We start from the raw sequence: 14,602 nt of genomic DNA on the forward strand, positions 1-14,602 counted from the left end.
AAAGTGTAGTGAAGCTGTCGTAGAATTTAGAAATGATTTCTTAAGCCTAGCGTTTTTTGTTTCTTTTTTGGGCAATGCAAAAAAGAAAAGAAGAAGTAAAATGAAACCCTAAAAACAGCATCATTTCCTAATCACTAATCACTAATCACAAATCACAAGTAACAAATCACCAATCACCAATCACCAGTCACAAATCACCAATCACCAATCACAAATAAAAAAACAAATGAAAATAAAAACGTAAAACACACACAAAAAAAAACCCGCTCTTAGTTTTCGAAGACCATCAGAGCAGGCTATAGTTAAAATCAGTATAAACTTTAACAAGTACAAAAGTATGAAAAATTACTACAGGCAAAGCCTTACCCTTTCCGTATTTTTAATTCTCCTCAACACTATCAACTCCCCAATTTTTTCTCAAAACAGCCCATCAAAAACTATAACGGGCATAATAACCGAAAGCGATAGCCCCCTCGATGGCGTCAATATTCTGGTTAAAAACACCCTTCGTGGTAGTATCACAGACCTCGATGGTAACTATAGTATAACAGCAGCTGCTACCGACACTTTGGTATACACCTTTGTGGGCTTTAAAACCCAAGAAATTGCCGTTGGCAACAATGCAAGTATAAATGTAACAATGCAGCCCGATGCTACAACCTTAGATCAGATCATCATTAATGCAGGCTACTACAATGTAACCGATAAGGAGAAAACAGGAAGCATTTCTCAATTAAACGCTAAAGAAATTGAAACCCAACCCGTTTCCAATCCCTTAAGCACAATGCAGGGTAGAATGGCAGGAGTCAATATTATACAAACCACAGGAGTGCCAGGTGGTGGGTTTTCAGTACGCATTCGGGGGCGCAACAGCATCCGTATCGATGGTAGCGAACCCTTGTATGTGGTCGATGGTGTTCCATATGCGTCCCAATCTTTAGGAAGTAGTATGGTGTCCACAGTATTAGGCGGAACACAAAGTCCGCTAAATGGAATCAGTCCAAACGATATTGAAAGTATCGAAGTACTAAAAGATGCAGATGCGACTTCCATATATGGTTCCCGTGGAGCAAATGGAGTAGTACTCATAACAACCAAAAAAGGGAAGCCAGGAAAAACCAGCTTTCAAATAAATACAGGAACAGGAGTGGGAACCATTACACGAAAAATGGAACTCCTCAATACCGAGCAATACCTTGCCATGCGCCGTGAAGCATTTACCAACGACGGTATTACCAACTATCCGTTCAATGCATACGACCTTAATGGTACTTGGAGTCAAAATCGAGAAACCGATTGGCAAGAAGAACTTATAGGAGGAACAGCATACAACACCAATGCCAGTGCTTCTGTACAAGGAGGAAACGATAACACAAGCTTTCTCCTCCGAGGTGGCTACGAAGAACAGACCACCGTCTTTCCAGGCGATTATAAATATAAAAAAGGAAGTACACTCGTAAACCTGTCACATAAAACACCCGATAACTCCTTCCGCATACAATTCAATGGTAATTATGTTGCAGACAACAACAATCAACCTACCACTAATTTAACCCGTGAAGCAATGACCTTAGTGCCAAATGCACCTGCCTTATACGATTCTGAAGGCAATCTCAATTGGGAAAATGGAACCTTTAACAACCCACTAGCAGCCCTCGAAGGCGAATACATCTCAAACACCAATACAATACTAGCAAATAGCATTGTTTCCTATACACCCTATAAAGGCTTAGAAGTAAAAGCAAATCTTGGTTATACCAAATTTCAGTTGGAAGAAACGCGAACAGCCCCGCATACCATTTACAACCCTGCCTTTGGACTGGACAGTAGCTATTCTTCTAGTACCTTTAACAATGGGGAAAGAAACTCATGGCTTGTCGAACCGCAGATTAGCTATACGTACGCACTAGGAAAAGGGAAAATAGAAGCACTTGTAGGAGGCACAATACAAAAAGAAAAAACAACGAGTCTACTTCAAGTAGCAAGCAACTTCCCAACAAATAGCCTTATCTATAATCCAGCAGCGGCAGCCAACCTTTTTATCTCAAACAATAGTGACGAAGTGTACAACTATAGAGCACTCTTTGGTAGATTAAATTTCAACTGGGAACATAAGTACATAGTGAATGCAACTGCACGTAGGGATGGCTCTAGCCGTTTCGGACCCGGAAACCAATATGCCAATTTTGGAGCTTTAGGGGTAGCATGGGTTTTTTCAGAAGAAACCTTTGTAACCAAGGCGCTTCCTTTTCTAAGCTTCGGAAAGCTACGTGCTAGTTACGGAACAACAGGAAACGACCAGATTGGGAACTATGGCTATCTAAATACATATACCACGGAAGGACTTTCCTATCAAGGAATACAAACACTCTCGCCTATACAACTGTTCAACCCAGACTATGGATGGGAAACAAATAAAAAACTAGAAACAGCCATAGAAGTAGGATTCATGGAAGACAAAATAACCCTCTCTGCCTCTTGGTACCGAAATCGCTCCTCAAATCAGTTAGTGGGAGTGCCTTTGCCAGGTACAACTGGGTTTTCTTCTCTTCAAGCAAACCTCGATGCTACCGTAGAAAATAGGGGATGGGAGGTAGAGATTGAAACAGTTAATATCCAAAGCAAAAAGCTTCAATGGCGCACGTTCCTTAATCTTACAATTCCCAAAAATGAGCTAATCTCCTTTCCAGGACTTTCTGCATCCACCTATGCCAACCAATATGTAGTGGGAGAACCCTTAAATATCGTGCTGCTATACAACGCTACAGGAGTCAATCCACAAACAGGAACCTATACCTTTGAAGATATAGACGGCGATGGCATAATCTCAAAACCTAACGATCTTAAATCTAGTGCGAACCTCGATCCAAAATATTATGGTGGATTTCGAAATGCGCTGTCGTATGGTAATTTCAATCTTGACTTTTTGTTTCAATTTGTAAAACAGCAAGGGCGCAATTACCACACTACCATAGCACTACCAGGTACGATGGGGAACCAACCAGTACAAGTATTAGAGCATTGGCAACAACCAGGAGATACAGCATCACAACAGCTATTTTCTACAGGAAGTAACAATGACGCATATGCAGGATACCTAAATAATTACGATAGTACGTCTTCTATAAGTGATGCTTCATTTATCAGGTTAAAGAATATCGCCGCCTCTTATACTATTCCTTCGCTACTTTCATCCCCTTTTGGGTGTCAAATATCAGTAGAGGCCCAGAATCTTTTAACCATAACCAAGTATGAAGGTCCCGATCCAGAAACGCAAATCTATGGAAACCTCCCTCCATTAAAACAGATAAACCTAGGAGTGCAACTTACTTTTTAATCAAAAAAAAAACAACATGAAAAATACATATAAAATTCTAATACAGTCCCTTAAATGGACTTTGATACTGGTACTCATACCACTTGTTTCTTGCGAAAATATTGAGGTAGAAACTCCCAACCATTTACTCAGTGGAGAAACACTTTTTACAGATCCAAATACCGTCGAAGCTGCTATTCTCAGTATATATGCAAACCTTCGAGACAATGTAATTTGTACAGGAGCTCCCCAAGGAATGTCAAACCTTATGGGAAATTATGCAGATGAAATAACCTATTACAGCACCTTCAGTCTGGCAGAAGAACAGTTTAATAAAAATACACTAGTAGCCTCAAATCCTACCATTGAAGAAATTTGGAATAATGCATACAATCAAATATATGCAGCCAATGCAATTATAGAAGGAGTAGAGGGCTCAGTCTATTTTACAGAAGACGAACAAAAACAATATATAGGAGAAGCACTCTTTTGCAGAGCATTGGTACATTTCTACCTCCTCAATTTATATGGCGATATTCCGTATTGCACCACAACCGATTACCGGTACAACCAAACAGTTTCCAGACAATCGGAAGCAGAAGTGTACAACCAAATCATTTCCGACCTACTCCAAGCAAAAGAAGTATTAACAAGTACCGATGAGAGTGGCGAACACCTAAGACCCAATAAATACACAGCAATGGCATTACTTGCACGTTGCTATCTATACACCCAGAACTGGGAACAAGCCGAAGCGGAAACCACACAGCTCATAGAAAATAATGGTTGGGAAACCAATATCGAAAATGTATTCCTAAATAACGCCACGTCCACACTTTGGCAGTTTTCACCCAACAACAATGGAGGAAATACCTTAGAAGCAGATACATTTATCATACTAGCAGCCCCTCCATCCACAAGAGCACTAAGCAATCATATAGTAGATGCATTTGAGGAAGACGACCTTAGAAAAGTACATTGGGTAGGCCAAATTTCCGATGCCACCAATACCTTTTACTACCCCTATAAATACAAAATAGGTTTGGGAGCTGGAGTGTCGCAGGAGTATTCCATCGTATTTCGAATGGCAGAACAATATTTAATCCGAGCAGAAGCACGAGGAAGGCAAGGAAATATTTCCGAAGCCCTAATAGACATCAATAAAATACGCAACAGAGCCGGATTAAACAACACCACTGCGACCACAGAAACCGAAGTGTTAGCAGCCGTTATGCAGGAACGTAAAGTGGAGTTGTTTACCGAACACGGCCACCGCTTTTTCGACCTGAAACGAAACGGACAACTCGATGCCGTTTTGGGAGTGACAAAACCAGGTTGGAATCACAAAAATCGCCTACTTCCCATTCCGCAAAGAGAACTCCTTGTAAACCCCAACCTACAACCCCAAAATCAAGGATACTAAACAAGGACATGAACCATGAAAAAACAAATGGAAAAATACAACTCACTTTGGTATAGCGCAAGCAACCTACTTTTAATTAGTTTTTTTTGTATGGTGTGTCCCCTTTGGGGGCAAACCAGCAAAAAGAAAGACCTAGACCCATCACAATACAAACGCTGGCATACCCTTACACCTTACAAAATAACAACGCAAGGAAATTGGACCTCCTTTGGTCTGTACTACGGCGAACAAAAGGATACACTCGTGGTAGTAAACAATAACACCCATAAAAAATTTCAGTTTCCAAATGCATTTATACACGATTTTTCACCAACAGGAAAATGGTTTTGTACCCTCAATACAGACCGACAGTTTTTCTATGTCAACCTCCAAACCTTCGAAGAAAAAAAAATAGAGAAAGTGGTTCGTTATAAAATAGGACCAAAGGGTGAGAAAATCGCCTTTCTAAAGGAAGATAATTCGCTACACCTTAAAAATCTAATAGACAATTCAATAAAAGTATTCGACAACACATCAGCGTTTGAATTTGACCCCACAGGACAGTATCTGGCAGTTGCTCAGAGAGGAAAAGAACGAGACACAGAACGAGACACAGAAGGAGACACAGAAGGAGACACAGAAGGAGACACAGAAGGAGACATAGAAGGAGAAAAGATTAGTCTGTGGCTCACAGAGGCCAAAAAATCAGTAATCGTAAAACAAAACCCAAACAATCCATACAGCCGTATTACATGGAATCCCAAAGGAAACGCTATGGCATTTTATGAGAGTGGGGGAAAAGATGACAATCAGATCCATTGGATGACCTACCAACACAAAACAATCTCATTAGAAACATTCAATCCTCACTCCGAAAATTGGATAATCCCTGCTACTGGGGTGCCCACCTTATTTTTCTCCGATGATGGAGAAAAACTTTTCTTTAAGGTCTCAAAAAGAAAAACAAACGGTGGGCATTCCCAACAGGAGATGAGTGACAAAGTAGAAGTCTGGAATACCGATGATGAGTTGCTGTATCCGTCCTTTCAGTTATTAAAAGAAGGTCTAGAAAACCCATATCTTATGGTAGGCTGGGAAAAACATTCGGAAAAATGGAATGTTCTAGGAGATTCTATACATAGTATGACACTAGTGGGAAATGCGGGGAAATATGCCTATGCATATAGCGTGAAAGAACATATGCTTGCCGCAGTCGAAAGGGAGTCAAACTCTAATATAGTCGTCTTTAATATAGAAACAGGAACGTCAGATACCGTAACCTCAAAACCACACGGACTCGAATTTCAAATGGCGCCTTCAGGAAGATATTTAACCTATTTTAAAGAAGGCAACTGGTGGGTATTCGACGCTGTAAAAAAGACACATACGAATGTAACAAAGAACATAGATACCCCCTTTTATAATGCAAAATCAACATACAGCAAGCAAGCCATATCCTACGGCCATCCAGGTTGGACCGTAAATGAAAAAGAACTCATCATTTACGATGAATTCGATATCTGGAAAGTCACGCCTGATGGAAAAACAAAAACAAGATGTACAAAAGGAAGGGAAGATCATATAACATACAGAATATACGAGTTTGTCGACAATCTGTTTCAAAATGTGAAATTTGAAGGGCAGTCTGTAAAAATACAGAACCTAGAAAAAGGCATTATTTTAAGCGCTAAAAACAAACGAACACAAGAGACAGGCTACGTTACATACAACAGCAAGAACAAGCTGAAGAAGATTGTGTATAAGGACAGGCTTATAAAGAATCTCCGAATGGCAAAAGAAGGGAATGCAGTAGTATATACTAGTGAACGATACAACCTTCCCCCTGCAGTAATGTATCAAGAATTCACAAACCCAGAACCACGATTGGTACACCAATCCAATCCCCACCATTTCGAATACAATTGGGGCAAAGCAGAATCCTTGAAATATAAAAGCCCAAAAGGAGATAGTTTAAAAGGAGTACTTTACTATCCGGCCAATTTTGATTCGAATAAGAAATACCCCATGATTACTTTTTGCTATGAGACCCTATCAGATAAAATACATCAGTACCAAAATCCAACCCTACACAATTCCATAGGCTTTAGTGTGTCCAATTATACAACAACTGGCTACTTTGTATTTTTTCCAGATATTGTATACCAAATTGGTGATCCAGGCATTTCTGCAGTAGAGTGCATAATGGCGGGCGTTGAAAAAGTACTGGAATATTCCTTCATAGATCGGGATAAGTTAGGGGTATATGGACATTCCTTCGGAGGCTATGAAACCATGTTTCTCATAACCCAAACCGATATTTTTGCCACAGCGGTGGCTGGTGCCGGTGCCTCCAACATGCTTAGCTATTACCTCTCTATGGCATGGCTCTGGTCAAGACCTCAGGCATGGCGATTTGAAGAACAACAATGGCGTATGGGAGATTCCTATTTTAATATTCCTGAAGCCTACGAACGAAATTCTCCAATCCATAATGTCAAAAATCTAAACACACCACTATTAGGATGGGCAGGAAAACAAGACAGCAATGTAAACTGGCAACAGCACGTAGAAATGTTTAATGCACTACGTAAATTAAATAAAAAACATACCATGCTCTTATATCCTAACGAAGGCCATGATATTGTGACTCCCCATAATCAAGAGGATCTAACCATCCGAATGTCTGAATGGTTTAACTATTATCTGAAAGAGGGAACCTTACCCACATGGATGCAAAAATCCAATTGAAAAACAAAGGCTGGTTGAAAACAACCAGCCTTTGCTACAACCGCTAATTACGGTCTAAAAAGTGGAACCTGACAAACATTGTCATTAGGATGGATTTTTCCATAAGCGGTTCCTTCAGGAACCGTACATCCAGGAATTCCTGATGTTCCACACTGCACCGGTGTGTCACAAGGCATCTGTAAACTTAGATAACCTGTTGTACTCAGTGTATTGTCAATGGTGGAAGAGGAAGCAAATGCACCACCAACCGCAATGGCAATTGCCAGTAAAGGCAACAACCATTTTTTTCTCATTGTTTTCATAATAATAAGATATTAATTAATAAGTAACGACCTACTCTTTTATACAGGTTTTCGGTCTCATTCCTGTCACTGTACAGTATTTCTATTCATTCTATAGGGGTGTAACGAGATGTTTTCAATGCATAGGTAATTAGAAAATGGTCTACAAGAGCAGTAAGTTGAGATTCTTCCACACTCAATTCCTTGAGCTTCTTTAAACCAGGATGATAGAGATAAAAGCTAAAAGCATAATAGCTCGTTTCCAGATCATAGACATCTATAATGGATGCCTGTTCAAGTATTTTCTCGGACTCGTATTTTCCCACACGGTCACTTACTATAAACAAATACCTTCCGTAGGTGGCCGCTTGAAGATGTACAAAAGTGGGATTGGCACCCAGCTTTTTCTCATTTTTAGAAGATATAGTTCGTACATCCAGCTGTGACTTGCTAATTGTATCGATGGTTCTTCCTCGATAATCAAGTGAAAAATCCCTGTCGATGACCACAAATTCATTTCTGTAGAAGTACACATAAATTATTTTCTGCAATTGTCTGTTAAAGAGTAATAGACCATCGGTATCAAAAAAAGGATCACCTTGCGCCTCCAACAAAGAAGGATGAAGAGTGACTGTGGTAGGTGCGTCAATAGAAAGTTGCCCCAATATATTACCACCTGTCACGGGGTCAAAAACACGTACTGCAAATATCGTGTCGTTCAATGGGAGAGCTCTAATAAATGAATCTTCTATTGTTAGGGGGTGCGTAGCAGTATAAGTACCCTCGTACCCTTTATAAATGACGGGAACAGTACCATCCATCATGTAAAATACACCATCGATGAATTTTGAGGTAAGATCACGGTAAATAGTATGTGAATAGGGGAGGGTAATAGTATGTTCTGTAGTATCCAGTTGTGTCTTGTGTACCGTAAGCATGTGCAAAGGAGCAGTGCCATTACCAAGATAGATACTGTCTTCATGGGTTCCTGCAATATAGTAGGAGTCGTATCTAATATCTATTTTGTTGGTCTCCGTAGCAGGATGATGGGGCAATATGCGCTGAAACCCATTGTTTCGATGCATTTTCTTTTCAGAAAAAACAAACAATACAACCATAAAAGAGACACCAAAAACGAAAAGAAAAACTAGTAAGAATAGCTTCTTCTTATAACCTACCAATTTAACCACTAAAACAGCTAAGGCTGCAAGGATAATAAATCCAATATTAAATAAAAGATGCTGCGTCCAGCTTAGCTGCTCCAATACACCACCGCAAGAACAAGGTATAAAATCAGAATAATGAAGGATGATATAAATATAAGCAGTGAAAAATACCATCAAGGTAAAAGAAGCATAAAGCGCAAGTGTTTGATAGCGCGGAATAAGCAGGAACAGAGCAATGGCAATTTCAAGCCCCGGAACCAAAAGGGAAATTCCTTCTGCATAAGCACTAAGTAAGGGAGATTGCGCCAATTGTACCCGAAAAATTTCAAACTCAAAAAGTTTGCTGCTTGCAGCATAAATAAACAAGAGAACATAACAATAAACAATCACGGCTCGTAAAAACGTCCGATACCTATTTTTAAATACGACTTCTAAAGTAGCACCCATAATTGTGATTTTTGGGTAAAGGTAGATTGAAAGAGGGCTGTGGCGGGCTGGGTAACCAATAGAAAGAGTACGTCAAAAGCCGTAGATAAGGACTTTACACCTCCTATAAAAAACCCTCCTCTTTAGCGCGCCGCACCAAATCAAAATCATTCCCATCCTCAACAATAAAAATTTCCTTCAGCCGTTTTTTGCGTTTCTCAATACCAGGTAAAGATAACGGTACGTAGAGAGGGAGGTTTTTCGTAAGTTTCCCGTCCGAAATATAATAGAGTATCAATCGATCCAACCGATCTAAATGATACGGATGTATATGTTGTTTTCGTAAATATTTAGTCACCGTTTTGCTGAAATAGGGCGGATCATCAAGAACTTCCAAAATAGCCTGACTAAAAGTATCGGGCGTCAAATCGCCCTTAATTAACAAACCTTCAGGATTAATACTTTCAAGTACATTCTGAATAAGCAGGTTGTTATTAAAAGTCGTAATTACTAGAATTTTAGTATCGGGAAAACGTTTTCGGATATCAATTCCAAGATCTTCCCCTGTCTGGTATTTCAAATCCAAACCTTTTGGTAATTGAATATCTAGAAATACCAAATGCAACGGTTGATTGCGATACGTGTGATTAAGCGTTTGTAAGGCCATATCAAAACTGGTGGCATGATGCACTGTAAAAGTATAGGAGCCTACTTCTTCAGACATCTGTTGTAGTGCGGCCGAATAGCCTACTAAAGTCATTTTGTGGTCGTCAACCATCAATACATGTATATCTTTCTTTTCCATAAAATTAGCTGGGTTTTTTAAAGGTGATTACCACTCGAGTTCCTTTCCCTAGTTTCGAGTCTAGGGTTAGCACTCCGTGAAGCTTTTGAGCTCTACTTTTTAAATTCCTTAATCCAATCCCTTTTTTGGGATAATAAGGAACAAATCCCCTTCCGTTATCAGAAACGATAATCTCAAAAATAGAGTCAGTTGCAACAAAAGAAATCATTACATAAGTGGCATGGGAGTGCTTGATAATATTTTGAAGGAGCTCTTCAAGCATTCGAGAAATAGTAATCTTATAGAGATAATCCAGCGATTCCCATGCAGAAGCAGGAGTATATGTAAAAACATATCGAAAATTACCAAAACCACTGCGTTCCTTTAAAGTATTCTCAAGTTCAGCCTGAAAGCGCTGTTCGTCCCAAAAAAGGTCGTTTCGTAAGTCGTGCGAAATATTTCGAACCTCGGTTTCGATACCTTTGAGAACGGAAATAGCATTTTTATGCTGCGCTACATCTGCCGAAGGTCCATTCAGTTTTAAAAAAGACCACTTAAACCGTACTGCAAACAAACGTGCAAGAACGCCATCGTGCAATTCTTCCGAGATTCGCTTACGTTCTTCTTTTCGTCCACGCTCTAGTGTGGCTTTTTGTTCAATAGCCATTAAAAAGAGATCTTCAGTATACTGCTGTTCTTCCCGTTCAAACAACAAGGCCTTATTTTTCGCCCTCCGAAGCGTATAAATATAAATAAGTAATAAAAGAAGAATTATACTTAGTGAGACCGTGATTATGAGAAGCCGTTCCTTAAAAAGAAGTTCGTTTTCCTGAATGTATTTGTCTGTCTCATATTTTATAGCAGTAAATTTATTGCGAAGGTTTCGCTCTTTTACATATAGGTTTTTCTCTAATGTGATATGTTGCTGCAAATAATCTACGGTATGCACAGTATCTAAAAGAGCTAATAATTTCAACGATTTAAGCACATCCCGGTTCAAATGGGCCGCCTCGGCCATAGCGTAGGCTTGTTTAGCATAAACAATAGCCTCAGAGCGAACCCCCCTGGTGTAAAGTAGCTCAGCAAAATGAAGCCGACTTATTACCGAACCTGCCGAATCTTGAATGCTATCCCGAAGAAACAAAGCTTTCCGCATCGCAGGAAGAACCAACCTGTTAGGGGAAAGTGCAAATTCACTAAAGGCCTTGTTGTCTAGTAGTTTGGCATACAAGGAAGGATGAGCGCCCAACCGATCAGCATGGACAAGTCCCTTCTCAAAATAAGTAATGGCTCTTTCATAATCATTCATTTTATAATACCGGACACCTATATTATTCCATAACTCCACCTGATAATACAAAGGATCTTTTAGAGAAGCGAGCAGACTAGCTGCTTTTTGATAATACATTAAAGCCTTGGTGTATTCTTCCAAATCATCCGAAAGGGTACCCAAAAGATTATAGCATAAATACAATGATTTTGGTTTATTGGTCTCTTCAAAATAAGAAATAGCCTCAAATAAGAGTATTTCTGCACCAGTATGATCGTGTATCAAACTCGAGATATAGGCCATGTTATAAAGCATTTTTCCAGCATAATAAGGATGAGGTGATGCCTTAAAAGCTTTATGAGCTTTCTGGTAATGATAGTAACTGCTGTCATAGCGTTTGCGATGTAAATAATACATCCCGTAATTCCAATGGGCATCTCCTATAAGGGAAGGTTTTTTTAATCGGTGTGCGAGCGCTAGTCCCTGTGATGCAACCTGTAAAAAAAAAGAAGTGTCTTTTTCGCCTACTGAAATTTCAGCGAGTTTACGAAGTTGAGAATAGGTCACACTGTCATCAGCTCGTGTCTGTAGAGGTTGATTTTGAAAGTGAAAATTATGCGTTATAGTAGTGTCCTTATTAGGGAATTGCGGAACTCTAGCAGCAAAATAAGAAATAGAACGAATGCCATTCGGTTCTGTAGAAAGTGGAAAAGGGTATAAAAAAACATACAAAACACCAGTAAAAAACACTTCCCAACAATAATGTAAATTGAAGGTAACCATAAGAAAATAGTTGTGGGGAGTTGAACAAATGTAAGAAAAGCCTTTTTTAAAAGAAAGACTTTTCTTACCGACTAAAGAGAGATCTATACAATCAATCCTTGTCGTTATCGGGGCCCGAACTGTGCTCTCCTCCTGTACCATAAAAGGGGTGGGCTTCTGAAGCAGAAGATGGGGATAGAGAAGTTGGAGTACAACTGCTAAGTGCGGTCCAAATAAGAATAAAATAAAGTATGACTTTTGTTTTCATTTTGAGAGTTTTAAATTGTTTAAATGTTGTTTTTCCTCCCAAGGGAGGACTCTCATTATGCACAATGAAACAGGTCGTTAAACCCGAAGAAGTAGCTCGCTTCTCAGGTCTAAGGTAGAATAGTAGGGAAGCATACGAACAAATCTTTTGTAGTATTCAGTGAAGTGTCAGAAAGTAGTAGTCAGTAGCCTACTATTCACAGTGAACGATTAAAAGGACTGGATTGAGACGAACACAACGCACTCAAGGTGCTTCTTATAGTACGAAGGCTATTTAGGTAGGTTTTGGAAAATGGGAGAGGAGTATCATTAGTACGTATATAAAATACTTTTCGTCCATACTGGATTCGTCGTACATAATGCGAGTTAACCACATAGCTTCGATGTATGCGTTGAAAATGTCCTGGCAATTGCGAAAGCACACATTTAAGTGTTTTAAAGTCGGTAATCACTGTGCCGTCTTTCATATATAACTCTGTCGTGTAATTATCAGCTTTCAAATAAACAAGATGGTCCAAAACAACATACCGATAATCATAATACGAATGGATACAATACAATAGCTTAGGAGCATAAGCTAAATCATACCTTTTTAAAACTTCCTTCAAGCTATAAGCACTATCCGTAAGTACCAGCATATCTTTAAATCCTTTCTTCAAAGCGGTATAGGCCATTTTGTAACAACGGCTTATCCCGATATAGTGAGGTGCTAGTCCAAAGTATTTAGTAATAGTGTCAATAAGGACAAAAGGTGCTTCTGAAAGTGATTCAAAATTGATAAGGACCAAAGTTGGATGGTGCTCTATTTTTTTTCGATGGGGAATAGAAAAAGAAGGAATTACACCAACACAAGTATAGCCTGAGACCTCGCTAAAAGCCTCTTGATAAGATTTTATAGCCGTTAAATCACTATCGATAATTAAATAATAATGCACCTATATCAATTTAAGAACATATAATACATACATTGCGATATATATAAGTATGGTTCACCCATGCGCATTGAATGGCTTGTAAGCTCATCTTTAACGACCAAGGCTATACCTTCATCCGTAAATCATAATACATCTCGTTATGAAATACTATTTCGATTTGCTTACAGACCTTGAAACGAAATTAATCCAAATAGAGAAAGAAGCGACTTCGGTTTACATTAGAACAGAATCCAGCATGAAAGCCTGTTCCGAATGTATTGGTCTAATGCGTACAAAAGTCGTAGATCAAGGCTTCGGATATTCTAAAAATGAAGCAGTATTCTTTAAGTCCATTAAGGCCAAAATAGTAGGGTATATGTTCTTTTATGGGAATCTTTTAGAGTTAGAAAGACACAAACCAGAAGGCTGTCATAAAAATCAACAAAGATTTTACGAAAACCAGATGGCGTATTTCAAAGAATATTTTCTAAAACATAGAGAATTTTACGATTATTATAGGTTAGGCCATACCCATAGAGATATCGAATTCTTTAATAGAGATAAAAATAAAGAACCTCGTAATTTACAATCCATTCCTGCGCTATTAGATGTTAATTTTTCCACCTCTCACGACATGATTCTCGCTCGAATCCTTGGAAACACGCGTACTATCGAATGGCTTAAAAGAAAGGTAGTACCCCAAAAAGGTAGAATAGTAGAAAATAAAAAAAATATACAATACAAATCTTTAAAATGGACAGGAAACAAGGTAGACCTTATCGAACTCGTTTATGCCCTACATAGCGCTGAGGTTATCAAAGGAGGAAACGCCGACATCAAAGAAATTGCAGATATCTTTCAGCAAGTCTTTAAAATCGATTTAGGGGATTATTACAGAACATACCTAGAGATTAGAAGTCGTAAAATAAAACCTGTAAAATTCCTGGAACTTTTAAAAAACAACCTTGAAAGAAAAATGATCCAAGCCGATGCTTAACTATTCCCAACACAACTTACCTGCTAAAACTCTTTCCTCCAAACCATTTTTTCATTTCTTACCACCACTCACCACTCACCACTCACCACTCACCACTCACAAGTCACTAATCACAAGTCACCAGTCACCAATCACAATTCCCCAGCGAGGGTGTCTTTTTCTTTGGTTCGTTTCTTTTGGACAAGCAAAAGAAATGAATAAAACAATCTTAAACCCCAAAAATAGCATCATTACCAAATCAACAATCACCAAACAAAAATCAACAAATA

10 protein-coding genes are annotated in these 14,602 nt (G+C 38.9%); 4 read left to right on the forward strand and 6 right to left on the reverse strand.

All coding sequences use genetic code 11. The features are described from left to right. The first annotated feature begins 337 nt into the window (after window positions 1-337). Genes BLQ00_RS16580 through BLQ00_RS16590 form a run of 3 tightly spaced genes read left to right on the forward strand, consistent with a single transcriptional unit; the run spans window position 338 to window position 7,466 of the window. The gene (locus BLQ00_RS16580) at window positions 338-3,337 is read left to right on the forward strand and encodes a SusC/RagA family TonB-linked outer membrane protein (RefSeq protein WP_093145438.1); all 3,000 of its coding nucleotides are present in this window, start codon (window positions 338-340) and stop codon (window positions 3,335-3,337) included. A 16-nt stretch (window positions 3,338-3,353) separates the two neighbouring features. Further along, window positions 3,354-4,739: a RagB/SusD family nutrient uptake outer membrane protein gene (locus BLQ00_RS16585; protein WP_093145439.1), complete on the forward strand. Its 1,386-nt coding sequence runs from the start codon at window positions 3,354-3,356 to the stop codon at window positions 4,737-4,739. A gap of 15 nt (window positions 4,740-4,754) precedes the next feature. Beyond that, window positions 4,755-7,466 carry an alpha/beta hydrolase family protein gene (locus tag BLQ00_RS16590; RefSeq protein ID WP_093145440.1) on the forward strand — a complete coding sequence of 904 codons (2,712 nt, stop codon included), beginning with the start codon at window positions 4,755-4,757 and terminating at the stop codon, window positions 7,464-7,466. Window positions 7,467-7,513: 47 nt separating this feature from the next. Here BLQ00_RS16590 and BLQ00_RS16595 read toward each other — a convergent pair whose 3' ends face one another. The 6 genes from BLQ00_RS16595 to BLQ00_RS16615 all read right to left on the reverse strand — a co-directional run bounded on the left by BLQ00_RS16595 (window position 7,514) and on the right by BLQ00_RS16615 (window position 13,210). Beyond that, window positions 7,514-7,768: a DUF6520 family protein gene (locus BLQ00_RS16595; protein WP_093145441.1), complete on the reverse strand. Its 255-nt coding sequence runs from the start codon at window positions 7,766-7,768 to the stop codon at window positions 7,514-7,516. 86 nt (window positions 7,769-7,854) lie between these two features. Next, window positions 7,855-9,360 (reverse strand): MauE/DoxX family redox-associated membrane protein, encoded by a 1,506-nt coding sequence (locus BLQ00_RS16600; RefSeq protein ID WP_093145442.1) that lies wholly within the window; start codon window positions 9,358-9,360, stop codon window positions 7,855-7,857. A 103-nt stretch (window positions 9,361-9,463) separates the two neighbouring features. Next, window positions 9,464-10,144, reverse strand: coding sequence for a response regulator (locus BLQ00_RS16605; RefSeq protein ID WP_093145443.1), 681 nt, complete (start codon window positions 10,142-10,144; stop codon window positions 9,464-9,466). Between the two features lie 4 nt (window positions 10,145-10,148). Next, window positions 10,149-12,176 (reverse strand): tetratricopeptide repeat-containing sensor histidine kinase, encoded by a 2,028-nt coding sequence (locus BLQ00_RS16610; RefSeq protein ID WP_175445484.1) that lies wholly within the window; start codon window positions 12,174-12,176, stop codon window positions 10,149-10,151. 91 nt (window positions 12,177-12,267) lie between these two features. Beyond that, window positions 12,268-12,423: a hypothetical protein gene (locus BLQ00_RS17670; RefSeq protein ID WP_175445485.1), complete on the reverse strand. Its 156-nt coding sequence runs from the start codon at window positions 12,421-12,423 to the stop codon at window positions 12,268-12,270. A gap of 196 nt (window positions 12,424-12,619) precedes the next feature. Next, the gene (locus BLQ00_RS16615; protein WP_139149445.1) at window positions 12,620-13,210 is read right to left on the reverse strand and encodes a LytR/AlgR family response regulator transcription factor; all 591 of its coding nucleotides are present in this window, start codon (window positions 13,208-13,210) and stop codon (window positions 12,620-12,622) included. A 286-nt stretch (window positions 13,211-13,496) separates the two neighbouring features. On the opposite strand from BLQ00_RS16615, the gene BLQ00_RS16620 reads away from it, so the two are divergent. Then, window positions 13,497-14,333 carry an RteC domain-containing protein gene (locus tag BLQ00_RS16620; RefSeq protein ID WP_093145446.1) on the forward strand — a complete coding sequence of 279 codons (837 nt, stop codon included), beginning with the start codon at window positions 13,497-13,499 and terminating at the stop codon, window positions 14,331-14,333. Window positions 14,334-14,602: the final 269 nt, after the last annotated feature.

The organism is Ulvibacter litoralis, from assembly GCF_900102055.1.
In the GTDB taxonomy this organism is placed as follows: Bacteria; Bacteroidota; Bacteroidia; order Flavobacteriales; family Flavobacteriaceae; genus Ulvibacter; species Ulvibacter litoralis.

What these genes read in the sequence shown, in the direction of transcription:
- BLQ00_RS16580 (WP_093145438.1), top strand. Translation starts at nt 338, where the DNA reads ATGAAAAATTACTACAGGCAAAGCCTTACCCTTTCCGTATTTTTAATT.
- BLQ00_RS16585 (WP_093145439.1), top strand. Translation starts at nt 3,354, where the DNA reads ATGAAAAATACATATAAAATTCTAATACAGTCCCTTAAATGGACTTTG.
- BLQ00_RS16590 (WP_093145440.1), top strand. Translation starts at nt 4,755, where the DNA reads ATGAAAAAACAAATGGAAAAATACAACTCACTTTGGTATAGCGCAAGC.
- BLQ00_RS16595 (WP_093145441.1), bottom strand. Translation starts at nt 7,768, where the DNA reads ATGAAAACAATGAGAAAAAAATGGTTGTTGCCTTTACTGGCAATTGCC.
- BLQ00_RS16600 (WP_093145442.1), bottom strand. Translation starts at nt 9,360, where the DNA reads ATGGGTGCTACTTTAGAAGTCGTATTTAAAAATAGGTATCGGACGTTT.
- BLQ00_RS16605 (WP_093145443.1), bottom strand. Translation starts at nt 10,144, where the DNA reads ATGGAAAAGAAAGATATACATGTATTGATGGTTGACGACCACAAAATG.
- BLQ00_RS16610 (WP_175445484.1), bottom strand. Translation starts at nt 12,176, where the DNA reads ATGGTTACCTTCAATTTACATTATTGTTGGGAAGTGTTTTTTACTGGT.
- BLQ00_RS17670 (WP_175445485.1), bottom strand. Translation starts at nt 12,423, where the DNA reads ATGAAAACAAAAGTCATACTTTATTTTATTCTTATTTGGACCGCACTT.
- BLQ00_RS16620 (WP_093145446.1), top strand. Translation starts at nt 13,497, where the DNA reads ATGAAATACTATTTCGATTTGCTTACAGACCTTGAAACGAAATTAATC.